The sequence below is a fragment of the Pseudomonas sp. HR96 genome (assembly GCF_034059295.1).
Taxonomy (GTDB): domain Bacteria; phylum Pseudomonadota; class Gammaproteobacteria; order Pseudomonadales; family Pseudomonadaceae; genus Aquipseudomonas.
Genome location: NZ_CP139143.1, coordinates 34,879 through 58,989 on the forward strand (window position 1 = coordinate 34,879; position 24,111 = coordinate 58,989).

The window sequence follows — 24,111 nt, forward strand, 5'->3', positions numbered from 1 at the left end:
TAATAGAGTAAGTAGGCAAGGCGTGCGCCCGCGCCCGTTGCAGGGGCCTTGCCGAGTATCATCAAGCTCTACGTAGCAGGCAATGCTGCTCGAAACTCAATCGTGAGGTGGCTAACTTCGTGAACAGGCTTCAACCGATCACGGATGCTATCCGCATTTGTTGTAGAGGCCCCAAGAACACTGACAATTGCAGCATGGGCTTCCGGACCAACACGCCACACGTGCAGGTCGGTAATTTTGGCATCGCCAGGTTGTTCAACTAGTTCGCGAATTTCATCTGCAACATGATCGTCGGTTTGATCCAGCAGAACTCCCGCAGTAGCGCCCATCAGGCTCCAGGCCCACCGTGCGATCACAATTGCACCCACAATACCCATGACTGGATCAAGCCAGACCCATCCGAGGTAGCGGCCAGCAAGCAGCGCAGCGATGGCAAGAACAGACGTCAGGGCATCGGCAATCACATGAATGTACGCTGACCTCAGGTTGTTATCACCGCCGTGAGAACTATGATTGTGATCGTGGCCATGACTGTGACCGTGGCCGAGCAACAAAGCGCTTACTATGTTGACTCCCAGGCCCACAATAGCAATCAGCGTTGCCGTCCCGAATTGGACATCAGTTGGCTGGAGCAGACGAATGAAGGACTCAACACCGATTCCCAGAGATACCAATCCGAGGATAAGCGCTGACGCAAAGCCGCCCAGATCTCCCACCTTGCCGGTACCAAAACTGAAGCGGGTGCTGGATGCATGACGCTTGGCATACGCGTAAGCCGCCGCTGCGATTCCCAACGCACCCGCATGGGTAGCCATATGAAATCCATCGGCTAGCAAAGCCATAGACCCTGTGATGTACCCCGCAGCAATCTCACCGACCATCATCACAACGGTAAGTATTACCACCCAAAGGGTACGTTTTGCATTCTCATCATGTGCCGAGCCGAGATATACGTGCTCGTGCGTAAAGCTGGTGTTGCTGTTCATGAAGTTCGAGCCTGCGTTCATCACTTGGAATAGCGTCGAATGGCTTCGAGAAGCTCTTCGACGCCCTTGGACCGCTCTTCATCGCTCAGCGCCGGATTAGCCACATGCTCCCTGGCGTGATCTTCGATGATTTCGTCCATCAGGCCATTGATAGCCCCGCGCGTGGCGGCCACAAGGTGGAGCGTCTTGGCACAGTCGTGATCTGACTCAAGAGCCCGTTCTACAGCCTGGATCTGGCCTGCAATGCGCTTTACGCGTTTAAGCAGATCGTCTTTGTTTGATGCTACGTGCGTCATAATATACCCCCCTTACCTATACTCATGATTTCATACCCTCCCCCCCTATGCAATTCGGGCTGAATAAATCCTAATTGCCTGTCGTACGCAGCAGGCTTCTCACACAACTGATTGGTCCATACGTATCAAGCGCACTCAGACCTTTCGCAGAATGAGTTACATCTGTATATTCGGATATACGAATATACAGATTGAACATCCCATGTACCTTTCCCCGGTAACCCTTTTCAAATGCTTAGGCGACGAGACACGAACCCGCCTCATGCTCATGCTGGCTGCGCAGGGTGAGCTATGCGTGTGCGAACTTATCTGGGCACTTGACGACAACCAACCCAAGGTTTCCCGTCACCTGGCCCAGTTGCGTACCTGCGGGCTGCTGGAGGATCGCCGGCAAGGACAATGGATCTACTACCGCCTTCACCCCCAATTGCCGGTCTGGGTCCTGGACGTGCTCCAGGTAACCCTCAAAGCCAATCATGCCTGGGTTGATCAAGATTCCAATCGGCTCGAATCCATGCAGGACCGTCCTGTTCGCCAAGCTGCTTGCTGCTGACCTTCTGACGAGAGTTTCGTGATGCTTACTGCGGCTGCAATTTTTGTATTCACATTGGTACTGGTGATCTGGCAGCCCAAGGGCTTGGGCGTCGGTTGGAGCGCAGCGGCAGGAGCCATTCTTGCTCTACTAACTGGCGTTGTCAGCCTGAGTGACGTACCTACCGTATGGCAAATTGTATGGAACGCCACCGCTACCTTTATTGCCGTCATCATTATTAGCCTGTTGCTCGATGAAGCCGGCTTTTTCGAATGGGCTGCGCTTCATGTGGCGCGCTGGGGAAAGGGAAGTGGAGGACGATTATTTGCGCTAATGATCCTCTTAGGTGCTGCCGTTTCGGCTCTATTTGCCAATGACGGCGCAGCGTTGATCCTAACGCCTATCGTAATTGCCATGCTGAACGCTTTGCGCTTTAGCCCTGCCTCTACTCTAGCGTTCGTCATGGCTGCAGGTTTCATCGCAGACACTGCGAGCTTGCCCCTGGTGGTCTCCAACCTGGTCAACATCGTCTCTGCTGACTTCTTCAACGTAGGCTTCGGGGAGTACGCCTCGATCATGTGGCCGGTGAACCTGGTCAGCGTGGCAGCCACGTTGTTGATGCTTTGGCTGTTCTACAAAAAAGACATTCCCGCACGGTACGTGCCTGAGCAGCTGGACGTGCCCAGGCGCGCCATTCGCGACCGTGCGACCTTTATTGCGGGCTGGTGGGTACTGGTGCTACTGCTGGTGGGCTTGTTCGCCTTAGAGCCGCTGGGGATACCCATCAGCGCTGTGGCAGCGGCGTGCGCGCTTATCCTCCTGATCGTCGCTGGCAGGGGCCACGTCATCTCGACCCGAAACGTGATCAAGCATGCCCCGTGGCAGGTCGTGGTCTTCTCCTTGGGAATGTATCTGGTCGTGTATGGGTTGCGTAACGCCGGCCTGACAGATGCCTTTACCGCGTTACTCAATGCGCTGGCTGAGCAAGGCCTGTGGGCAGCTACCCTGGGTACTGGCCTAGCCGCCGCCCTGCTGTCCTCAGTCATGAACAACATGCCTAGTGTTCTGATCGGAGCCCTTTCTATTCAGGGTAGCAATGCCTCGGGCATCGTCCACCAGGGCATGGTGTACGCCAATGTCATTGGCTGTGATCTGGGCCCAAAAATTACCCCTATTGGTAGCCTGGCTACCCTGCTGTGGCTGCATGTCCTTGCACAGAAAGACATCCGCATTACCTGGGGTTATTACTTCAAGGTCGGCAGCCTCCTGACCCTTCCCATCCTGCTCGTCACCTTGGCCGCATTGGCCCTGCGGCTGAGTCTTCACGCTTAGGATCAATGATGAAAGTTCTATTTATGTGTACCGCCAATAGCTGCCGGAGCGTGCTCTCTGAAGGCTTGTTCAACCACCTTGCGCCTTATGGAATGGTGGGGATCAGCTCTGGCAGCTTTCCCAGCGGAAGTTTGAACCCCCGCGCAGTGAGTACCTTGCAAGGTCTAGGCGTGGATACTTCGACGCTCTACAGCAAGGGATCGGAGAGTTTCCAGGACAACCCGCCTGATATTGTCATCACCGTCTGCGACAAGGCCGGAGGCGAGCCATGCCCGGTATACTTCGGACCCGCCATCAAAAGCCACTGGGGCCTGTCCGACCCCTCGGACGTCGAGGGCAGCGATGAGGAGGTCCAGGCCGCGTTTGACGCCACCGTGGCGCATATTCGCCGGCGTTTCGAAGCCTTCTTCGCACTTGACTTCAACGCGCTCGACTCCACGGAGCTGAAACGTGCCCTTGATCAGATAGGTGCACTGTGATGAACGATTCGGTGAAGACCGATCCGAGCGATTTTCCGAGCCTGGATGTATCGCTATTGAACATTCCTACCCAGGATCAACTCGCCCAGGGCGAGCCAGCGACACACAGGCCAAGAATCCTGCTGCTCTACGGGTCCACTCGGGAGCGCTCCTTCAGCAGACTGCTGACCCAGGAAGCGGCCCGCATCCTGGAGCTTATGGGGGCAGAGACCGCGATCTTCGATCCGTCAGGTCTACCCCTGCCCGATGACGCACCGGTGGAGCATCCCAAGGTGCAGGAGCTAAGGAGCCTGGTGATGTGGTCGGAAGGCCAGGTGTGGTGTTCTCCTGAACGCCATGGCTCAATGTCTGCGGTGTTCAAGGCTCAGATTGATTGGATTCCCCTGGCACTGGGCGCGGTACGCCCTTCACAAGGCAAGACCCTGGCGGTGATGCAGGTCTGCGGAGGCTCGCAATCGTTCAACACGGTCAACCAGCTGCGGGTGTTAGGCCGCTGGATGCGCATGGTCACGATCCCCAACCAATCCTCCGTACCCAAAGCCTTTCTGGAGTTCGATGAGGCTGGCCGCATGAAGCCTTCCAGCTACTACGACCGTGTGGTGGATGTCATGGAGGAATTGATGAAATTCACCCTGCTGATTCGCGGCCGTGAGGAGTACCTGGTAAATCGCTACTCCGAGCGTAAGGAGAGCGCCGAAGCGCTTTCCCAGCGTGTGAATCAGCGGTCCATTTAAGCGGGCTGTTAAACCACAAGGAGGTTGAAATGAGCATCAGCAGCATGGTCAGGACCGCGGCCCGTACGGATGCCGCTGCCATCCAGGGTATCTATGCCCCGATGGTGGAGCGAACCGCGATTTCCTTTGAGCTGGAACCGCCGACCGTTCAAGAGATGGCGGAGCGCATCGAATCAACCCTGTTCAAATACCCGTACCTGGTTGCGGAGCGTGGGGGTCAAGTGGTGGGCTATGCCTACGCCAGCCAGCACAGGGCCAGAGAAGCTTACCAATGGTCAGTGGACGTGACCGTGTATGTGGCTCCCCAAGCGCATCGTAGCGGAATCGCCCGCGCGCTGTACTCACGCCTGATTCCGATCCTGGAACGCCAGGGACTTCACACCGCTTATGCCGGTATCGCGCTCCCAAACGCGGGAAGCGTAGGGCTACATGAAGCGCTAGGTTTCGAACACCTGGGCACCTATACCGAAGTCGGCTTCAAGCATGGCAAATGGCAAGACGTCGGGTACTGGCGCAAGCGCTTGAACAGTGCAACACCCCCAGGGCCGATTGTTCCGTTTAGCCAGCTTATCGAGGCAAGGCAGGCTGGAAATCACTTCATTTTATAGAGTGGCCGCACATGAAACTCATAAGCCTAACTACCGCTGGACGGCGCACTGTCGCAGCCATCGCGCTGGCTGTCGCGTCAGTGGCACAAGCCGCTCCTGCGCACGTGATCGACGTTTACCGGGACCCCAATTGCGGATGCTGTTCCAAGTGGATTGCTTACCTGCGGGACAATGGCTTCACGGTCAATGACCATCTGGAAGAAAACATGAGCCCGGTGAAGGCCAAGCTGGGTGTGCCTGAGAAATTGATGTCATGTCACACCGGTGTGGTGAACGGCAAGTTCATCGAGGGGCATGTCCCGGTGCAACAGATCGCTGAGCTTGAACGCCGGACCGACCTGGTCGGCGTGGCGGCACCTGGCATGCCTATGGGCTCACCAGGTATGGAAACAGGGCACAAAAGCGCTTATCAGGTCATCGGACTGAAAAAGACCGGCGAGCAGGAGGTGGTGGCTGACTACCTGTCGCAGTGACTCTTCTCCATACCCACTGAGCTTGTGCTGGCTTAGTGGGACGACAGCTGCGCCTATAGCTGATGTGAGGGTACCGGCCGATTTAGCGAAAAAGTTATTCGCTTGATCCGGTACTGCTTTGCAGCAAGTGGTCTTCATAGAGCTAACAAAGCAATGGTAGATAGCCTTTGCCTTCCCTTACAAAAATGTAATGAAACTTGAGAAACTCGCAGCGCATGGATCAGTCGGACTTACTGCGTCTTCGAAAAGAAGGCATCGAGTCCAAAGTGTAAATCGACCGTCAACCCCGGAGATTACCTCATGAACAGTGGATATGATGACTACATTTTAGAGTGCCTACGCTGTGCGATGGCATGTGAAAGCTGTGCTTCGGCCTGCTTGCAAGAGCACGATGTTCAAATGATGGCGAAATGCATAAAGCTGGATAGGGATTGTGCAGATTTGTGCAGACTCGCGGCGACCTTGATGGCTCGCCAAAGTCCTCTGGCCAAAGAATTTTGCGTCCTGTGCGCAAAAGCGTGCACAGCCTGCGCAGACGAGTGCGGCCACCACGAGGCCGATCACTGCCAGCATTGCGCTCAGGCTTGCCATGCCTGTGCTCAGGCCTGTGAGGCGGTGGCAGCCTAAGTCAACTTCTGGCCAGGAAGGCAGAGTACAAGCCGCTGCGAGGCTGTATGATCTTGATATTGCCCTAGCGAAGTCATGAATGGTGACAGCGCACAAACGTTAGGGTAAAGGCTGTTCGGCAGCTAGTTGACGTGCACGAGATAGTGCCGCCATGTGCTTGCATCAAGGACCGGGCAATCGCTAGACCCAGCCCCGCATTCCCGGCGCCTTCTCGCCGCGCCGGGTCCACTCGGTAGAACCGATCAAAGATGCGGTCCAGGTGCTGCGGGGCTATTTCGGGGCCAGGGTTTTCCACCCGAAGCTCTACCCGTCCGCCATGGTCGTGGATACTGACCTCAATCGTCGCCCCGGACGGCGTGTAGCGCAGGGCATTGGACAACAGATTCGACACGACACGGTCGATCATCACGCTGTCCGCGAAGATCGAGGCGTTGCCTGATGCTTGGAGCTGAATCCCCTTGTCCTCGGCCAGAAACTCGTAATAGCCGAACAGCTTGCTGACGACTGTTCTCAGATCCAGTTCAGCAGACTCCGGCACGATTAGCCCGTTATCGGACTTGGCCAGGAACAGCATCGCGTCGATGATTTCCGAAAGACGATTGAGCTCTTCCAGGTTGGAACTCAAATTCTCTTCGTACACCTCGGGCGCACGCTTTTTGGCCAGGATAACTTCGGTGTGGGTCCGCAGGTTGCTGATCGGTGTACGGAGCTCGTGCGCAATGTCAGCAGAGAAATTCGATAGGCGCACAAAGGAATCGTCCAGGCGGCCAAGCATTGAGTTGAACGCGGTGATGAGCTCACGCAACTCATCCGGCACCGGCTCCAAGGGAATCCGCTCCTTCAGCGAGCCTGCAGACATCGACGCAGCGGTCTGGGTCACCCTGGCTACCGGGCGCAGTCCGTTCTTGGCGACCAGCCACCCTAGGGCAGCGCTCAACACCGTACTGGCCAATAGAACGCCCCAGAACCAGCGTTCGAGCATGGCAAAGAAGTGCATATGCGTGGTCACATCCAGGACAAGCCAGGCGGTCAGCGGTGGGCTGGCAGTGGGTAGCGATATCGAGGCGGTCAGGGCCCTGAACATGCGGCCTTCGTTCTCCCACTCCCAGACGCCATCGCGCTGGGTGGCCTGCGCGAGCGACGGCGCCGCTGATTGGGGAGGTTCTGCAAAAAAAGGCGTCCCATCGGTCTTCAGAAATACAGCACTGAGATCGGGATGTGCCCCCAGGAGGGTGTGCCAGCGCGCCTTGAGCAGTTCCGGGTTTGCGCCTGATTCCTTCGCGATCTGGTTAATCGCTTCCAGCTTTTCTCCCAGCGCCTGCGCATCCAGGGCGCGAAAGTGGTGACGGCTCAGCTCGTTGAAGGCAACGCCCACGATCATGAGGACGACGGCGACCGCGACCACAAACAAAAGGCTCAAGCGCAGGGTGAGTGAGCCAGGCTTCATCCTTCGTCCTGCGCGTCTAGCATGTAACCCATCCCCCGGCAGGTATGCAGCAGTTTTGCCTCGAAGTCATCGTCAATCTTGGCCCTCAACCGCCGTATCGCCACCTCGATAACATTTGTGTCGCTGTCGAAATTCATGTCCCAGACCTGGGAAGCTATCAGCGATTTGGACAACACCTCACCTTGCCGGCGCATCAGTAACTCCAGCAGTGCGAACTCTTTGGCCGTAAGGTCGATTCGCTTGCCGCCCCGAGTCGCCCGACGCTTGAGCAAATCCACCTGAAGGTCTCCGATTTGCAGGCTTGTTTGAACCGGCAGGCTGCTGCTGCCGCGCCGTAGCAGTGTTCGCACCCGTGCCAGCAGTTCTGAAAAAGCAAATGGCTTAACCAGGTAATCATCGGCGCCCAGCTCCAGGCCCTTGACCCGGTCGTCTACCCCGTCGCGTGCGGTCAGAAACAGCACCGGTACGGACTGGCCAGCGGTGCGAAGGCGTCTGATGACTTCCCAGCCATCCAGGCCCGGCATCATCACGTCAAGAATCAACAGGTCATAGGCTTCATTGAGCGCCTGGTCAACGGCATCTGTGCCTGTGACCACGCGGTCCACATTGAAGCCGGCCTCCCGCAGGCCTTGCTGCAGATAGATTCCAGTCTTCGGTTCGTCTTCGGCTACCAACAGTTTCATGACAGCGATCTCATTTGCAGATGGGTTTAGTCTGCCAACAAACCGATAGGTGTGGTGCCACCTTACACAAATGTAATCGGCCAATCAGGTGCACGTCAGCTGCCAAGGGCTAGTCTGGGCTCAGCTCTCTTCAAAGACCTCCGCTCCTTGGTCTCCGGCGCCTGTCCAGGCGCCGTTTCTTTTGCAAAGAACCGTCTTAGGAAAGCCTGAACCTAAGGGAAGGACAGGAATCAGGCAAGCTCAGCGGGATAGCCTTTTTCCTGAATTGCTTCGAGCAGGGCCTGCGCTGGCTGGCGGCTTTGAACCTGTACGGTACGGCTTTCCAAGTCCACATCGACCGTGGCCTCACTGTCCAAAGCCGTGACCGCTGCGGTGATCGATTTGACACAATGACCGCAATTCATGCCTTGCACGTTGAACTGATACATAGCGTGTCTCCAAATCATGGGGGGCAGCGCTACTTTCAACGTTGACATGAGGTCAAGGTCAAGCCTCTTCTGTTCTTAAGCGTTAGGCGCGGTTGGAGGTTGACCTTTACATGAGGTCAAGGTTGATCCTCTACTCATTGATAGCGAGGAATCCGCCATGGCTGAATTTAATCTACCTATCCAAGGGATGACCTGCGCCGCGTGTGCCGGTCGCGTGGAGCGTGCGCTGAAGAAAGTGGCCGGCGTACAGGAAGCCAGTGTGAATCTGGCCAACGAGCAAGCCCGAATTGAAGCGCCGCAGGACGCCATGCCGGCTTTACGTGAGGCGATTACCCGCGCCGGCTACGGGGTCCCGGACGAAACCCTCGTATTGAGCATCACCGGCATGACCTGTGCCAGTTGCGTTAACCGTGTCGAACGGGCCTTGCGCAAAGTGCCCGGCGTGGGCGAGGTCAGCGTCAATCTGGCCACCGAACAGGCCCATGTCACTGCCATAGCAGGCACGTCTGTGCAGGCCTTGATCGCCGCCGTAAGGAACGCGGGCTACCAGGCTCAACCTCCCACTACCAAGGTCCCAGCCGCTGAAAATACTCGACTCACACAGGAGCGCTGGGCGTTGATCGCAGCCTTGCTGCTGGCCGCTCCGCTCGTGCTGCCCATGCTGCTGCAACCGTTAGGCATTCACATCATGTTGCCGGTGTGGCTTCAGTTCGCTTTGGCCACACCGGTGCAATTCCTGCTCGGTGCCCGTTTTTACCGCGCAGCCTGGAAAGCGCTACGGGCCCGCACTGGCAATATGGATTTACTCGTCGCCCTGGGGACCAGCGCTGCTTATGGCTTGAGCGTCTACCAAGCCGTGACCGCTGTGCCCGGCCAGTTCCCCCACCTTTATCTAGAAGCTGCAGCTGTCGTGATTGGCCTGGTCCGTCTGGGCAAATACCTTGAAAGCCGAGCTAAGCGGCAGACCGGTGAAGCCATACGTGCGCTTCAGGGGTTGAGGCCCGAGCGCGCCCTACGTCTGGAAGCTGATGGCCGTGAGCAGGAGGTTGCGGTGGCTGACTTACGCCTGAAAGAACGTGTACGGGTCAGGCCCGGCGAGCGCATCCCGGTGGACGGCCTCATTGAGACAGGCGACAGCTATGCGGACGAAGCCCTGATCAGTGGCGAGAGCCGACCGGTGGCCAAACAAGCCGGCGACAAGGTCATTGGTGGCTCCATCAACGGTGAAGGCACGCTGATCGTTCAGGTCACAGCCCTTGGGGGAGAGAGCGTACTGGCGCGGATCATTCGTCTGGTTGAAGACGCGCAGGCGGCCAAGGCACCCATCCAACGCCTGGTGGACAAGGTCAGCGAAATTTTCGTGCCGGTGGTGCTCGGCATTGCCCTGTTAGCGCTTGTGGGCTGGCTGCTGGCAGGGAGCGGCTGGGAGACGGCGCTGATCAACGCGGTAGCCGTACTGGTCATTGCCTGCCCTTGTGCCTTGGGCTTGGCCACTCCAACTGCAATCATGGCAGGCACCGGCGTTGCGGCACGTCACGGCATCCTGATCAAGGATGCACAAACTCTGGAAGTCGCCCATGCCGTGCAAGCGGTGGCCTTTGACAAAACCGGTACCCTGACCTCAGGGGAGCCCCATCTGGTGCATATAGCGGTAGCTTCGATCCCCGAAGCGGAAGCCTTGGCGCTGGCGGGCCGCTTGCAACGAGGTAGTGAACATCCCCTGGGTCGTGCTGTTCTGGCGGCCTGTAGTGAACGCGGCCTTGATACCCCAATGGCTGACAGCGTCCGTGCGCTGCCTGGTCGTGGCGTCCAAGGCTCTGTCGAAGGCCGGCAGCTTGCCTTGGGCAATGGCCGATGGCTTGAAGAGCTAGGGCTCGAGCCAGGCGCGTTAGCTGAACACGCTCAGCAATGGGACGCGGAAGGCCGGACCTTGTCCTGGTTGATCGAGCTGGGCGCTGCGCCCAGGGTGCTGGCCTTGCTCGCGTTTGGCGATGCGCTTAAGTCTGGCGCCCAGCAGGCTGTAGCGGCCTTGGCAGCACGTCAGATCAGCAGCCATTTGATTACCGGGGATACGTGGAGCAGTGCCCGGCAGGTCGCTGCTCAGACGGGCATTGAGAACATTCATGCCCAGGTACTGCCGGCCGAAAAGGCGGCCGTCGTTGCAGGCCTCAAGGCGAAGGGCACACGGGTGGCCATGGTCGGCGACGGTATCAATGATGCGCCCGCCCTGGCGGCTGCCGATGTCGGCATTGCCATGGGCAGCGGTACCGATGTGGCCATGCATGCTGCCGGAATCACCCTACTGCGCAGTGATCCACGACTTGTACCGGCAGCGCTGGATATCGCCCGGTGCACCTACCGCAAAATCCGCCAAAATCTGTTCTGGGCCTTCGTCTATAACGTGATCGGCATCCCATTGGCAGCGTTCGGTCTGCTCGATCCGGTTTTTGCCGGCGCAGCCATGGCCTTTTCAAGCGTAAGCGTGGTGAGCAATGCCCTGCTGCTCAAACGCTGGCAACCGGCATTGGAGGACACACCCTGAACATCAGCCAAGCTGCACACGCCAGTGGGCTGACGCCCAAGATGCTGCGCTATTACGAAAGCATTGGTTTGCTTGAGCCTGCCATACGAACAGCAAGCGGTTATCGCCAGTACCGGCCTGCCGATCTGGATACCCTGGCTTTTCTCAAACGTGCTCGAGACCTGGGCTTTTCCTTGGAGGAAGTCGGCACCCTGCTCGAACTGCAACGCGACCGACACCGTGCCAGTGCCGACGTAAAAGCGCTGGCCAATGCTCATGTGCAGGACTTGAACCGCAAAATCGAGGAGTTCATCAGCCTGCGCGATACGCTGCAGGCCTTGATCAATGAATGCCAGGGCAACAACGATTCTACCTGCGCCATTCTCGACTCGCTGGCCGGAGTCGAGGGCAAATAGCGCAAAGCCCTGATGTCAGGCCAGCCAGCGTGTTAAGCCAGGCGCCCTGCACTTGCGGTACCTACGAATCAGGGTACGTTCAGGCACTCAGATCTTCAATCGTCGCGCTCGAATACGGTGAGCCTGGAGGAGGAAATAGCATGTTGGAATCAGTAGCATCGATAGCAGCGGTGCGGTAAGCATACCCCCTATCATCGGTGCTGCTATGCGCTTCATGATCTCCGAACCGGCCCCTGACCCCCAGAGTATGGGCAGCAGCCCCGCGATGATCACGGCTACCGTCATCGCCTTGGGCCTCACCCTGAGCACTGCGCCTTCCTTGATAGCTTCTGTCAAATCCTGCTCGGTTCCATGTCCTGCTGCGAGGCGGGGCGACCAGGCGCTGCGCAGGTACACCAGCATGATGACGCCAAACTCGGCAGAAACGCCGGCAAGGGCGATGAAGCCCACGCCTGTAGCGATGGACAGGTTATAACCCAGGACATACAACAGCCAGATCCCACCGGACAACGCAAAAGGCAGCGTTGCCATGATGAGTACCGCCTCGCTGGCCGTACCGAAGGTGAAGTACAGCAACACGAAAATGATCGCCAGTGTAGCCGGTATCACCCACAGCAGGCGCTGGTTTGCCCGCTCTAGGTACTCGAACTGACCCGAGTACGAGACAGTGAGGCCGGGGGCGAGTTGGACCCGGGATGCTATCTGTGTCTGAAGCTCTTTCACTGTCGTGGCAAGGTCGCGCCCACGCACGTCCACATAGACCCAACCCGAAAGCCGGCCATTTTCGCTACGCAGCATCGGTGGGCCGTCGGTGATGCTGACATCTGCCACCATCGATAGGGTAATTTGCTGGCCGCTGCTGGTGACGACGGGGAGCCCTTTTAGCGCCTGTGCCGTATCTCGCCATTCGCGTCCGTAGCGCAGGTTTATAGGGTATCTGGCGAGCCCCTCTACGACTTCGCCGATGTTGCTTCCGCCAATGGCACCGGAAACCACTGCCTGCACATCACTGATATTCATGCCATAACGCGCTGCGGCCTGGCGATTGATACGTACGTCTACGTAGCGTCCTCCTGTCAGCCGTTCCGCCAGTGCGGATTGGACGCCGGCGACTTGCTTGGCCACGGCCTCGATCTGTTGAGTTGCCTGGTCTATCTGCGCAAGCGAGGTGCCCGCGACCTTGATCCCTACCGGGCTTTTAACGCCCGTGGCAAGCATGTCGATGCGGTTGCGAATGGGGGGCACCCAAATGTTCGAAAGGCCTGGGACCTGTACCGCCTTGTCCAGCGCCTCGATCAGCTTTTCAGGGGTCATCCCGGCTCGCCATTGCTCCTTGGGCTTGAACCGTACAGTAGTCTCGAACATTTCCAACGGCGCCGGATCGGTAGCTGAATCCGCACGTCCCGCCTTGCCGAATACCCGATCCACTTCAGGAACTGTGAGGATCATTCGGTCAGTAAGTTGGAGTAGCTGGCTCGCCTTGCTGGCCGATAAACCAGGCAAGGCCGATGGCATGTACAGCAAATCGCCTTCATCCATTTGAGGAAGAAATTCTCCCCCTAGTCGGCTTAAAGGCCAAAGCGTCGAGAGAAACACCAGGGCGGCGATAAGCAAGGTGAGTTTTGGCCACGCCAGAACCGTGTCGATTGCCGGGCGGTACACCGCGATCAGCCCGCGGTTGAGAGGGTTCTGATGCTCGGATGGAATCCTTCCCCGGATCCAGTAACCCATCAGCACGGGGACCAGCGTCACCGAGAGCCCTGCCGCGCCTGCCATTGCATAGGTCTTGGTGAAGGCCAAGGGCCCAAATAGCTTGCCTTCCTGGGCCTGCAGCGTAAAAACAGGCAAGAAAGACAACGTAATCACCAGCAGGCTGAAAAACACAGCCGGCCCGATCTCGGCAGCGGCTTGAGCGATTACGTGCCAGTGAGCCTGGCCTTCCAGCGGCTCCCCAGGATGCTGCTGCTGCCACGCTTCGATGTGTTTGTGCGCATTTTCGATCATCACTACTGCAGCATCGACCATCGCTCCGATGGCGATCGCAATCCCCCCCAGTGACATGATGTTGGCATTGACGCCCTGGTAGTGCATCACAAGAAAGGCAACCAAGATGCCCAGGGGCAAGGTCACGATGGCCACCAGCGAGGAACGTACGTGCCAGAGGAAGACTAGGCAGATCAGCGCGACCACCCCAAATTCTTCAAGCAGCTTGAAACCCAGATTGCTGACGGCGCGATCGATAAGCTGTGAGCGGTCATAGGTCGTGACTATTTCAACCCCAGCCGGCAGGCTGCTGCGCAAGTTTTCTAGCTTCTCCCTAACGGCAATCAGGGTATCGCGTGCATTCTTGCCGGAGCGCAAAAGAATGACCCCGCCCACAACCTCACCTCTGCCGTCCAGCTCAGCAACGCCGCGCCGCATTTCAGGCCCAAGCTGGATATTGGCAACTTGCCCGAGCAACACCGGGATGCCATTGCGAGAGGTCCGAAGAGGAATGTTGTTGAAGTCCTCCAGGCTTTCCAGATAGCCGGACGCCCTGACCATGTACTCCCTTTCGGCCATCTCCAATACCGCACCACCCGCTTCCTGGTTGGCGCCCTGGATGGCCTGGGTCACTTCCTGTTGGGTTACTCCGTACGCTGCCAGCTTCAGGGGATCGAGTACCACCTGGTACTGTTTGACCATGCCGCCGATTGTCGCGACTTCAGCCACGTTAGGGAGGGACTTGAGCTCGTACCGAAGGAACCAGTCCTGGATCGACCGTAACTGAGCGAGGTCATGGCTACCCGAGCGGTCAACGAGCGCATATTGGTAAATCCAACCCACGCCCGTTGCATCAGGCCCCAGACTAGGCGTAACGCCTTTTGGCATGCGCGCCTGCGCTTGGCTGAGGTACTCCAACACCCTTGATCGCGCCCAGTACAGGTCAGTCCCGTCTTCAAAGAGCACATAGACAAACGAGTCGCCAAAGAACGAGTAACCTCGGACCGTCCTTGCGCCTGGCACCGAAAGCATCATCGTGGTCAGAGGGTAGGTCACCTGATTCTCCACAAGCTGTGGAGCCTGACCGGGATAGCTGGTTCGAATGATGACTTGGGTATCAGACAAATCAGGCAGCGCGTCCAGTGGTGTGTTGCGCACGGCCCAGAGCCCTGCGGCTACCACGACGAGCGTAGCTAGCAACACCAGGAATCGGTTGGCGATAGACCAGTAGATCAGCCGGCGAATCATTGGCCAGTCTCCTGCTTGGAGAGCTGTTCAACGATAAGCCCAGCGTCGCTTTGGGAAATTCCAATGGCGACGTGATCACCCACCTTGAGCCCTTTAGCCACGTCCGGCCTCGCCAGTGGGAAGGTCATGGTCATGCCGGGCATGCCAAGACTTTGGAACGGGCCATGGGCCAGTGTGACGGTCTCGCTGTCCAGGTCAATGATCTGACCCGTACTTGTGTGCCATTGCGCTCCCTCTGAGGGGCCCTCACGCGCGAGCAGGCCTTGGAGGCTCGCTTCCGAATCAAGCAGAAATTGCCCTGAACTGACTACCTCATCTCCTTCGGCCAGGCCCTTGACGATTTCTGCTTGTCCCCCAGATTCTTTGCCCAGTTCGACCACCTGCGGTCGATATCGCCCCTCGGGTAACGCAACCATGACGAAGGACCGCTTACCGCTGCGGATTACGGCTTCGCTCGGGGCTAGGAGTACAGAGGGCTGCTCTTCACCCTGCAGGCGAACCTGAGCGTACATGCCTGGACGAAGCTTCCCGTTTGCATTGGGTAGTTCAGCGCGCACCGTGACCGTCCGCGTTGCGCTGTCAGCGGAGGGCAACATGGCAATGATCTTTCCCTGTATAGCTTGGCCAGGCCAGGCGACGAAAAAGGCAGAAATGGGGTTGCCCACCGCCACACTGGATGTCAGAGCCTCAGGTACGGAGATGTCCAGCCATACCCTCGAAAGCCCATTGATCCGAGCCAGGTCCTGGCCTTTGGAGATAGCCATTCCGGCCTTGGCGTCGAGGGTCAGCAGCTCACCGGCGATGGGCATCACGATAGTTTGTACGGCAGCCGCTCGGCCGGTGCGGTCTACAGCTGCAATGGTGGATCCGGGCATTCCCAGCAAGCGAAGGCGTTCTTTCGCAGCGGCAGTGAGCTGAGAGTCTCCGGTCTGTTTTACAGCCAGGTATTCAAGCTGCGCAGCGGACCACTGAGGGATGAGCAGGTCTACAAGCGGTGTGCCGGCGGCTAATACGTCGCCCGGAGCCCGGCCGTAGACCTTATCAACGTAGGCGTCGGCACGGGCCTGGACCGTGGCCAGCTCCCGCTGGCTGTATCCCAAAGTGCCGGCGGCATCAATGCTTGATGGCAATGCCCCGCGTTGCACCCGCACGGTTCGAACACCCAGGCTTTGCACTGTTCCTGCCGCCAGTCCCAAGGATGTTGACGCTTGCTCATCGGCGTATTTTGGAACCAGGGCCATGTCCATGAACGGCGATCGACCGGGCTTATCAAAATGCTGGTCTGGCTTCATGGGGTCATACCAATACAGCGCGTTGCGCGCTTGGGTCGTGGTAGTGCCAGGTTCGACAGCTGTCGATTCGCTTGCCGTGCCGAGCCAAAAGCCAAGCAGAGCCCCCACGCCTACCAGGCAGGCGGCGGACAACGTACCCATCACGTATGAGCCCTTCATTGCGCGCCCTCCGCGTAGGCAAAGAAGAGTTTGGCGGTCAGAACCGACAGCTCTTCCTCCAACCCGACCTTGCGCAAAGTCGCTTCAATCAGCTGCCGGCGCGCAGAAACGACCGTGCCGATGTCAGCGCTGCCAGCCTTGTAAGCCACCATTTCCAAGGAGAACCTACGCTGGGCCAGCGGTATAGCGCTCTCGGTGCTTCGCCTGAGTACCGCACGTAAGCGATCCTGTTCAGCCAGCCCCGATTCCAACTCCATCTGGTGACTGCGTAACATCACTTCCTGTTCTTGCTCCATGCGCGAGAGGTTCTTTTCCCTTGATGTGATTCGCGGCCCTTGCCTGGCCCCGGTGAACAGTGGAAGGTCGAACGTCACCTGTAGGCTGACCATATCGCCGAATCGCTTGTCGCGGTTGCCATAACCAAGCTCCACGCCCCAGTCGGGCTTTTTCTCGGCGACTGCTTCGCCCAGCTCGGCCTTGGCCTCACCGACCCGAGCGGCGGCGGCCTGGATATCGGGATGATGGGCCAGACCATGCTGGCTATGAGTAGCTGACCACTCCAATACAGGCGCCGACCCAGCCAAGGGCTGGTCACCTTGCGCACCCAGGAACTGGCGCAATTGTGCCCTGGCGCCGGCTACACCACTGATCAGCTGATCGCGCCTGTCTTCAAGGTCCAACGTCTCTTGTTCGAGCGCCACGGCGTCAGCAGGCTTTGCTGTTCCCCCGGCAATCAGCGCAGGTACCGTGGAGCGTTGTAGGTTGAGCTGTTTCAACAGGTCATCAAAAGCGGAAAAGCGTTGCTGAGCATAAAAGAGCCTCAGCCAACTGGCGGCAACGTCCTGCTTGACCTTGATCAGAGCCTGGCGCTGCTCGGCTTGCGCAAGCTCAGCGAAGGCTTCAGCCGAATGGCGCCGTGCACGGCGCTTGTCGCTGTTAGGAACTTCTTGCATAACCCCGATCCGACGCATCGTCATTGAGTCGTCGTCCAATGAGTAGCGCTGCTGCCCTTCTACGGGCAAGTTATCGATGCCCAGAAAGAGCTTGGGATTAGGTAGCGCATCAGCGGGGCGAATGGCGGCATTTGCCGACGCGACCTGAGCGGCCCTGGCTAGATTTTCAGGGGCCATTGTCTCTGCCAGCTTCAGCGCATAATCGAAAGTAAGGGCGTCAGCCAGGGCCGGCTGGGCCGCAGTTACAAGTAGCAAGAGTGCAAGCGCGCTAGATATGCCAGCGGCAAAAGCGGGACGAACAGGCATGACCTGCCTCCATGCGAAACCAATGTATACGCAGACCCGGCGGTATTGCGCCGTTGGTAATGCGCTCGGACAAAGGAATTACACGAAGCGTGGTGGACGCCAAGGCGTAGCGAAGGCCTCTTGAGGCGCTGGCCTAGCTACGCAGGCGTGAACTGGCAGGGGGCCCGGCTTTGGGATTTGTAGGATGAACAGGCTGATCAGAGAGCTGGTTTTGCAATCCTGTCCCCATTTGCATGGCGCTGTCTGGCTATCCTTGACCTTTTTCTCCATATCCGCACACGGTGTCTGAGCGCGCTTTTGGACTACTTGCATTGGACATGGCTCCGCTGGCAGCGGCCCGCCACCCTGGCCATAAGCGGGGAGAAGAAGACTTAGAATAAGCGCAAGTACAAAAACCACGCGAGCCATAGGATTCCATGAAGCGGGCCAAACCATTGGCTGTCACCGAGGCTGATTATAGAGCGAAACGCTTGCTGGGCCAGCTATAGCGCGCCTTGCTTACAGCATTGTAATGGGGTCTAGGCAGCTTCGAAGATATCCTTGAAGGATTCCATTCCAGGTGACTATTCCAGCAGCCCCTTGCCAAAGGGCCTGGCTTCAATCAGGAGCAACGATGAAAAGAAAGACGATCATGACCTTGGCGGCCCTGCTTATCGCGAGTACCGCTCAGGCGGCGGAGACGCTTGAGGTCGATGTCCACCGTGATGCCAATTGCGGGTGCTGCAAAGGCTGGATCAAGCACCTGGAGGCTGAGCGCTTCACCGTAAATGACCAGGTGGAGCAAGACATGACTGCTGTGAAGGGGCAGCTTGGTGTGCCGCAGGGACTGCGCTCGTGCCATACCGCTGTCATCAACGGGCGCTTCGTGGAAGGGCATGTGCCGGCAGAACAGCTCAAAGCGCTGAACACGCGTACAGACCTAGTGGGGATTGCGGTCCCAGGCATGCCGCCGGGTTCTCCGGGCATGGAGCAGGGCACTGCCCGGCACGCTTACAAGGTCATCGGGGTAACTATTGCCGGACAGCAGGAAACGGTCGCAGCGTACGATGCCAGGCCTTGAAGGGTTCCATACAAGCCACTCCGCAAGAGGAGTCGCCTGGCTCTTCTTAGCATCTGAGCCAGGCTAATGCACAGCCAGTAGCGCAAACTATTGCATCGCCATCTCCACCTCCGGGCTGAGCGTACCCAGCCAGGCGATCAGCCCAAGAACAACCACCGCTGCAGCAAGCTCTGTGGCCATACTCCAACGCAAGGCCTTGGCGGCCCCGGTGTAGTCCCCGTGCCCAATGGAATGCTCAAGGTGAGGGCTGAGCCGAAAGCGGTTCAACGAGGCCAAACCAATCATTGCCGTAAACAGCACCAGTTTAGCCATCAGCAACCACCCGTACGTGGTATCAGCCAGGCTGTCCAACTGGGGGCCAACGATGAACAGGTAGTTGACTATCCCTGTGACCAGGATGGTCGCGACGATGACACCACCTGCTGATTCAAAGCCGGTTAGCGTCCGCGCCAGGATCTTCACAGAACCGTGGTTATCTACCTTTTTAGCTCGCAGCAGTAAGGCAAAGGCCACCAGAGCACCTACCCAGCCGCCTGCGGCAAACAAATGCACGATGTCGGTCGCAAAATGCCAGAAACGGCGACTTCCTTCATCCATAGCACCGTGGCCCGTCCAGGCCAGTGTGGCCAAGGCAACCCCGCTGAGTGCTGTGACCACCCAAAGACTGCCTGTCGGGCTGCGGCTGGTTAGCAGACCAGCGACCGCTATCATGGCAAGGGCCGCCATGCGTACGTTCCAGGAAAAACCCACCTCGGTTTCTGCCAGCATCATTTTGAGATGAGGGAAAAGCTCCTCCCACTCAGTAGCACCACTCATGGCCTTAGTCATCTGCAACAGCGCGGCAAGGGACAGCAACGCTCCCAGCACGGCTGTCCCGGTGAGTAATAGCTTGAAGTTCAGCACCGCGCCTGACTGGCGCTCCGTTCCCCTCAAGCTGTACAGGCCGAAAAGGGCCAAGCCAAACAACACCATCAGGTCGGTATAAAGCGCAAAACGAAGCGCGATGCTGAGTGGATCGGCCATGCTTATTTCACCTTGAAGGTGACGTTGCCTGTAATGGGATGGGTATCGGACGAGACCGCGCGCCATTCCACCTTATAGCTGCCCGTCGTGAGCGGCGACGCTGGGGTAATGACCATCGTCTTAGGATCGCTGCCAGCGGCCACGCTTGCTTTTACCGACATAGGGGAATTAGGCATGCCAGGCATGTCCGTCATGATCAGCTTGGCACCGGAAAACTGGGTGACCAAGTTTTCCGAGAAATGAAGCTCGACCTTCTCCGGCGCAGCACCATCAGCCCCTTGCGCAGGCGTGGAAGACACAAGCTTCGGATGGGCTTGAGCCAGGGCGCTTGCCAGCATGCCGGCAGCAAGAAGGGTGGCGATACCTGTGGACTTCAAGAGAGACATAAAACGCTCCTCACAGCGGATGGCTGTTCGATTGGGGTAATTACTGGGTGAATGTAGCGGTTAGAACCACAGGCGCACGCCGAGAACCAGGCGGGCTTCACTACGATCCTCACCCTCGTCGCGGGCATAATCGGCCGTGTTCCCATATGACCGGTTCCAGGTCACACCAATGTAGGGGGCAAACTCGCGGCGGATTTCGTAGCGCAGTCGTACGCCGACTTCACTCTCGGCCAGACCCGCACCGGTACCCCTCTGTGGGTCATTCTTGCCGTAGAAATTGACCTCGGCAGTAGGCTGCAGGATGAGTCGATTGGTCAGAAGGATGTCGTAGTCACCTTCAAGGCGCATGGCTGTTTGGCCGCCTTCGCCAATAAAGACCGTAGCCTCGGCTTCGAAGTTGTACAGCGCCAGGCCTTGAAGACCAAAAGCGGCCCAGGTCTGCGGATCTCCTGGCTTGAAATCCTGGCGAACGCCTGTCACAACATCCCACCAGGGGCCAACAGCATGGCCCCAGAGGGCCTGAACTTCCGCTTCTTCGGTTTTGCCATTGAGCCGCTCACCTTCCGAGCGCACCCACAGTCTGTCGATGTCGCCACCAGCCCAACCGGTGAAATCCCAGTTCAGCGCGCTGCCGCCGTCAGCGTCCTGCCATTCAAGCTGATCGAACAGGAGCATGTAGTTGATCGACTCATCATGCACCGTGTGGCCCGCGTCCGATTTATAGACGGCGGCGCGGTCCGCTGCGTTAATCGCGGGGATGGGCGTACGGCTCTGAGTCGGAGCAGGCTTTTGGGGGGACGAGGCCATGCTCGTCATGGAGTCATCCATACCCTGCATCTGGCTGTGGTCCATACCCTGCATCTGGCTATGATCCATCCCCTGCATGGTGTCTTCCGCTGCCGCATAGGCAAATGGGGCCAGCATCAGGCTCGTTGTGATCGCCAGACGCTTCCCATTGCGGGCTAGTAATGTGTCCATACCTGTCATTCCTCTACCCGGACTTCACGGAACATGCCCATCTCCATGTGGAACAGGAGATGGCAGTGATAGGCCCAACGGCCAAGCGCATCCGCGGTGACTCGATAACTGCGTTTGGAGCCAGGAGGCATGTCAATCGTGTGCTTGCGCACCATGAAGTTGCCGTTCTCGTCCTCGAGGTCGCTCCACATCCCGTGCAGGTGAATGGGGTGGGTCATCATGGTGTCGTTTACCAGTACCACGCGCACTCGCTCGCCATATTTCAATCGCAGGGGCTCAGCATCAGCGAACTTGACCCCATTGAATGACCAGGCGAATTTTTCCATATGGCCTGTCAGGTGCAGCTCGATTGTTCGCCCGGGCTCTCGGCCGTCCGGGTCTTCAAAGGTGCTTCGCAAATCAGAATACGTAAGCACCCGACGACCGTTATTGCGCAGGCCTAATCCGGGATCATCCAATTTAGGCGTAGGACTCATGGCCTGCATGTCAACCAACGGGTTGTCCTTCTCGGTAGCCGGGTGGGCTTGCATCGGCATGTCACCCATGCCTGACATCCCCGCCATGCCGGCCATGTCTCCCATGGACCCGTGGTCCATGCCTGACATTTTGCTATGGTCCATGCCCTGCGTCTGCCCGCCGTCCATGCCCTGCATGGGTGCGCCAGACATACTGTCCATGCCCTTGTCCCCTGCGCCCATTGCGCCGTGGTCCATTCCCTCCATGCCTTGCATGCTGCCCATGTCGCCCATCGAACCGTGATCCATACCGCCCATACCCATGTCCGCCATGGTCACCAGTGGTCGAGGATCAAGGGGCGGTACGGGCGCTAAGAGGCCTTCACGAACCGCCAGGGTGCCGCGCGCGAAACCAGTACGGTCCATCGACTGAGCAAACAAGGTGTACGCCTGCTCGGTAGGCTCAACAATGACGTCATAGGTCTCGGCCACCGCGATGCGCAGCTCGTCAACGGTGACAGGCTTCACGTACTGTCCATCCGAGGCGACCACCGTCATTTTCAGGCCAGGGATACGCATGTCGAAATACGTCATGGAGGAACCATTGATAAAGCGAAGCCGAATCTTTTCACCTGGACGGAAAACGCCCGTCCAGTTCGTGTTCGGCGCGTGGCCATTCAGGAGATAGGTGTAGGTAGCCCCGCTCACATCGGCCAGGTCAGTGGGGTTCATCTTCATTTCAGCCCACATTTTTCGGTCAGCCATGGTCGCTGACCAGCCTTGCTTGTGGACGTCCTCGATAAAATCGCCAACCGTGCGCTTGTTGTAGTTGTAGTAATCCGATTGTTTTTTCAGCTTTCGCATCAACGAAGCGGGGTCTTCGTCAGTCCAATCGGTCAGCATCACTACATAGTCGCGGTCATACGCAAAAGGCTCGGGATCCTTGGCTTCAATCACTAATGGCCCATAAACGCCAGCCTGCTCTTGGAAACCGGAATGGCTGTGGTACCAGTAAGTGCCATTCTGCTTGACGTGGATTTTATAAACGTACATCCCGTCCGGCTCGATGCCGGCGAAGCTTAGTCCTGGTACACCATCCATATTGGGGGGCAAAATAATACCGTGCCAATGGATCGATGTGTGATCGCGCAGCTTGTTGCGCACCCTAAGGGTTACAGTATCGCCTTCTTTCCAGCGCAATAGGGGCCCCGGAAGCCCACCGTTAATAACCATTGCCGTACGCGGTTTGCCGGTGATGTTTACAGGCATCTCACCGATTGAAAGATCAAAATCAGTGCCGGTAAGCGTGTTCAGTTGACTAGGCCCTGAAAGCGCCCACGACGGGTTTCGCCAGAGACCCAGGCCACCTAGAACCCCCATGGCCGTCAGGCCCTTGACGAAAGTGCGTCGCGACGTTTTCGATTGCATATTTCTGCCTGATAGTTGGAAAAATCTACTGCGGTTGCGCTTGAAAACAATACTTGAACGAATTCGTCTCAAAGAGTGGCACAGCCTAACCAACACGGCGATTACATTTCTGTAAGCTTGCCAAGGAGGTTAGCAGTGCTTTGGCTTCGCTTCTGGACCTTCTTGCGCCACTTCAGTTGCCTCCTGCGAAGCGGCTTTTGCGTTGTAGGCTGACATAGCCGTTTCACGGGCTTCGGCCATGCGAGCAGACAAACGGTCACCCCCACCTTCGGCAAGTGCCAAGGAAGATGCGCCCAGCGCGAGGGTAACGAGAAGAATTTTGGCAGCGTTCATAAGTAAATCCTCAGTTTTAGGTACCCGGTAAAGGGTTGGCCCATTCAGGTGGAGCGCGTTTGGCGCTGAGGTAAATACTAAGGGCCTGTACCTTTCAGGTAGCTGAGGGGAAGATTACAGTTTGGACAGCTACTCTCGGCGCGCTTGGCAGACTGAAATGGATAGTCGCCTTCAACGGCTGCGCTTTTGTTCCCGTAAACCTTACAGAAATGTAATCGTGGTAAACCCTACCAGTGTCGTTTTCTGAGCTACCCTTCGGAAGACACAGGATTTTTTTTACTGTTGAAGCCGGTAAAAACATCAATAAAATAACGTTCCCAAGAGGTCTACTATGCTTAATGAATATCTAAGGGGTGTCACTATTACAAGCATTCTTTTATTAGGTTCCGTCTCTTTGTCGTACGCTGACAACAATGATTCACATGCTGCGTTCAGTGAAAGAAACGGTACTAATAGCACGGCCCCATCTACGATGGGTGGAGATGCGTCCACCGCATACATGCAGGCGATGGAGAAGATGAACAAAGGGATGATGAGTGGTATGGCGTCTGACCCATCGAAAAGCTGGGCTCAGATGATGGTCGAGCATCATCAAGGCGCCATCGACATGTCCAAGATTGTGCTTAAAAACACTCAAGACCCTGCTATTAAACAGATGGCTGAAAAAAATATACAAGAGCAAAGTAAAAGTATTGCGGAACTAAAATCTTGGCTAAGCAAAAACTGATGCGACAGGTTTGTGTCTATCCAACCCCAACTGCACAATGACTGCACATGTAGCTGGTGCCACCGTCAACTTTAGTAAAATAAATGCACGTGTAGAGTTCCCATGAAATGAGCAGCAAGCTCCTAACCACCTTCGCAGCAAAAAACCGCCCCGTTAAGGCGGTTTTTTGCCCTGCTGCGCTGTAAGGAGGCTGACACGGTCATGCTGCGGGTAGGCAA

24 protein-coding genes are annotated in these 24,111 nt (G+C 57.5%); 11 read left to right on the plus strand and 13 right to left on the minus strand.

Translation table 11 applies throughout. The features are described 5' to 3' along the window. Nucleotides 1-68: 68 nt before the first annotated feature. Together dmeF and SFA35_RS26155 are read right to left on the minus strand one after the other, a co-directional pair. A complete protein-coding gene (gene dmeF / locus SFA35_RS26150; protein ID WP_320579651.1) occupies nt 69-986 on the minus strand; it encodes a CDF family Co(II)/Ni(II) efflux transporter DmeF in 918 nt (305 codons plus the stop codon). A 20-nt stretch (nt 987-1,006) separates the two neighbouring features. Beyond that, a complete protein-coding gene (locus SFA35_RS26155) occupies nt 1,007-1,282 on the minus strand; it encodes a metal/formaldehyde-sensitive transcriptional repressor (protein ID WP_011267062.1) in 276 nt (91 codons plus the stop codon). Nucleotides 1,283-1,484: 202 nt separating this feature from the next. Between SFA35_RS26155 and SFA35_RS26160 the strand changes: the two genes are divergently transcribed. From SFA35_RS26160 to SFA35_RS26190, 7 genes are all read left to right on the plus strand, one after another. Next, nucleotides 1,485-1,835, plus strand: coding sequence for a metalloregulator ArsR/SmtB family transcription factor (locus tag SFA35_RS26160; protein WP_320579656.1), 351 nt, complete (start codon nt 1,485-1,487; stop codon nt 1,833-1,835). Nucleotides 1,836-1,856: 21 nt separating this feature from the next. After that, nucleotides 1,857-3,146 (plus strand): arsenic transporter, encoded by a 1,290-nt coding sequence (locus SFA35_RS26165; RefSeq protein WP_320579740.1) that lies wholly within the window; start codon nt 1,857-1,859, stop codon nt 3,144-3,146. A gap of 8 nt (nt 3,147-3,154) precedes the next feature. After that, entirely contained in the window at nt 3,155-3,625 is a 471-nt protein-coding gene (locus SFA35_RS26170; RefSeq protein WP_116830607.1) for an arsenate reductase ArsC, read from the plus strand. Continuing rightward, nucleotides 3,625-4,359: an arsenical resistance protein ArsH gene (gene arsH, locus SFA35_RS26175; protein ID WP_116830606.1), complete on the plus strand. Its 735-nt coding sequence runs from the start codon at nt 3,625-3,627 to the stop codon at nt 4,357-4,359. Before SFA35_RS26170 ends, arsH begins: the two co-directional genes overlap by 1 nt. 29 nt (nt 4,360-4,388) lie before the next feature. Further along, nucleotides 4,389-4,967 carry an arsinothricin resistance N-acetyltransferase ArsN1 family B gene (locus SFA35_RS26180; RefSeq protein ID WP_116830605.1) on the plus strand — a complete coding sequence of 193 codons (579 nt, stop codon included), beginning with the start codon at nt 4,389-4,391 and terminating at the stop codon, nt 4,965-4,967. A gap of 11 nt (nt 4,968-4,978) precedes the next feature. Next, a complete protein-coding gene (locus tag SFA35_RS26185) occupies nt 4,979-5,440 on the plus strand; it encodes a DUF411 domain-containing protein (RefSeq protein ID WP_116830604.1) in 462 nt (153 codons plus the stop codon). A gap of 300 nt (nt 5,441-5,740) precedes the next feature. Next, complete coding sequence (locus SFA35_RS26190) at nt 5,741-6,067, plus strand: four-helix bundle copper-binding protein (protein ID WP_083188266.1); 327 nt, start codon at nt 5,741-5,743, stop codon at nt 6,065-6,067. A 73-nt stretch (nt 6,068-6,140) separates the two neighbouring features. On the opposite strand, the gene SFA35_RS26195 is transcribed toward SFA35_RS26190, so the two are convergent. The 3 genes from SFA35_RS26195 to SFA35_RS26205 all read right to left on the minus strand — a co-directional run bounded on the left by SFA35_RS26195 (nt 6,141) and on the right by SFA35_RS26205 (nt 8,625). Continuing rightward, a complete protein-coding gene (locus SFA35_RS26195; protein WP_065348570.1) occupies nt 6,141-7,514 on the minus strand; it encodes a heavy metal sensor histidine kinase in 1,374 nt (457 codons plus the stop codon). After that, the gene (locus tag SFA35_RS26200) at nt 7,511-8,197 is read right to left on the minus strand and encodes a heavy metal response regulator transcription factor (RefSeq protein WP_005782521.1); all 687 of its coding nucleotides are present in this window, start codon (nt 8,195-8,197) and stop codon (nt 7,511-7,513) included. Before SFA35_RS26200 ends, SFA35_RS26195 begins: the two co-directional genes overlap by 4 nt. Before the next feature lie 230 nt (nt 8,198-8,427). Then, nucleotides 8,428-8,625, minus strand: a complete 198-nt coding sequence (locus tag SFA35_RS26205) for a heavy-metal-associated domain-containing protein (protein WP_005782520.1) — start codon at nt 8,623-8,625, stop codon at nt 8,428-8,430. A gap of 157 nt (nt 8,626-8,782) precedes the next feature. Between SFA35_RS26205 and SFA35_RS26210 the strand changes: the two genes are divergently transcribed. Both SFA35_RS26210 and cueR read left to right on the plus strand, forming a co-directional pair. Next, a complete protein-coding gene (locus tag SFA35_RS26210; RefSeq protein ID WP_134275171.1) occupies nt 8,783-11,167 on the plus strand; it encodes a heavy metal translocating P-type ATPase in 2,385 nt (794 codons plus the stop codon). Then, nucleotides 11,164-11,562 carry a Cu(I)-responsive transcriptional regulator gene (gene cueR / locus SFA35_RS26215; RefSeq protein WP_040259175.1) on the plus strand — a complete coding sequence of 133 codons (399 nt, stop codon included), beginning with the start codon at nt 11,164-11,166 and terminating at the stop codon, nt 11,560-11,562. Before SFA35_RS26210 ends, cueR begins: the two co-directional genes overlap by 4 nt. An 87-nt stretch (nt 11,563-11,649) precedes the next feature. Here cueR and SFA35_RS26220 read toward each other — a convergent pair whose 3' ends face one another. Genes SFA35_RS26220 through SFA35_RS26230 form a run of 3 tightly spaced genes read right to left on the minus strand, consistent with a single transcriptional unit; the run spans nt 11,650 to nt 17,503 of the window. Continuing rightward, nucleotides 11,650-14,793, minus strand: coding sequence for an efflux RND transporter permease subunit (locus SFA35_RS26220; RefSeq protein WP_116830602.1), 3,144 nt, complete (start codon nt 14,791-14,793; stop codon nt 11,650-11,652). Next, nucleotides 14,790-16,244: an efflux RND transporter periplasmic adaptor subunit gene (locus tag SFA35_RS26225; RefSeq protein WP_005782516.1), complete on the minus strand. Its 1,455-nt coding sequence runs from the start codon at nt 16,242-16,244 to the stop codon at nt 14,790-14,792. The genes SFA35_RS26220 and SFA35_RS26225 overlap by 4 nt, the downstream gene beginning before the upstream one ends. Continuing rightward, the gene (locus SFA35_RS26230) at nt 16,241-17,503 is read right to left on the minus strand and encodes a TolC family protein (protein ID WP_005782515.1); all 1,263 of its coding nucleotides are present in this window, start codon (nt 17,501-17,503) and stop codon (nt 16,241-16,243) included. Before SFA35_RS26230 ends, SFA35_RS26225 begins: the two co-directional genes overlap by 4 nt. A gap of 613 nt (nt 17,504-18,116) precedes the next feature. On the opposite strand from SFA35_RS26230, the gene SFA35_RS26235 reads away from it, so the two are divergent. Next, nucleotides 18,117-18,563: a DUF411 domain-containing protein gene (locus SFA35_RS26235; protein ID WP_320579674.1), complete on the plus strand. Its 447-nt coding sequence runs from the start codon at nt 18,117-18,119 to the stop codon at nt 18,561-18,563. Nucleotides 18,564-18,650: 87 nt separating this feature from the next. Here SFA35_RS26235 and copD read toward each other — a convergent pair whose 3' ends face one another. The 5 genes from copD to SFA35_RS26260 all read right to left on the minus strand — a co-directional run bounded on the left by copD (nt 18,651) and on the right by SFA35_RS26260 (nt 23,166). Beyond that, complete coding sequence (copD, locus tag SFA35_RS26240) at nt 18,651-19,586, minus strand: copper homeostasis membrane protein CopD (protein ID WP_116830601.1); 936 nt, start codon at nt 19,584-19,586, stop codon at nt 18,651-18,653. Between the two features lie 2 nt (nt 19,587-19,588). After that, nucleotides 19,589-19,972 (minus strand): copper homeostasis periplasmic binding protein CopC, encoded by a 384-nt coding sequence (copC, locus tag SFA35_RS26245; RefSeq protein WP_005782509.1) that lies wholly within the window; start codon nt 19,970-19,972, stop codon nt 19,589-19,591. A gap of 60 nt (nt 19,973-20,032) precedes the next feature. Then, nucleotides 20,033-20,896 (minus strand): copper resistance protein B, encoded by an 864-nt coding sequence (locus SFA35_RS26250; protein ID WP_232505830.1) that lies wholly within the window; start codon nt 20,894-20,896, stop codon nt 20,033-20,035. Nucleotides 20,897-20,955: 59 nt separating this feature from the next. Further along, a complete protein-coding gene (locus SFA35_RS26255; RefSeq protein ID WP_005782505.1) occupies nt 20,956-22,833 on the minus strand; it encodes a copper resistance system multicopper oxidase in 1,878 nt (625 codons plus the stop codon). Nucleotides 22,834-22,962: 129 nt separating this feature from the next. Further along, on the minus strand, nt 22,963-23,166 hold the full coding sequence (locus SFA35_RS26260) for a co-regulatory protein PtrA N-terminal domain-containing protein (protein WP_005782502.1): 204 nt from the start codon (nt 23,164-23,166) through the stop codon (nt 22,963-22,965). A gap of 331 nt (nt 23,167-23,497) precedes the next feature. Here SFA35_RS26260 and SFA35_RS26265 point away from each other — a divergent pair, with 331 nt between their 5' ends. Then, the gene (locus SFA35_RS26265) at nt 23,498-23,893 is read left to right on the plus strand and encodes a DUF305 domain-containing protein (RefSeq protein ID WP_005782500.1); all 396 of its coding nucleotides are present in this window, start codon (nt 23,498-23,500) and stop codon (nt 23,891-23,893) included. Nucleotides 23,894-24,111: the final 218 nt, after the last annotated feature.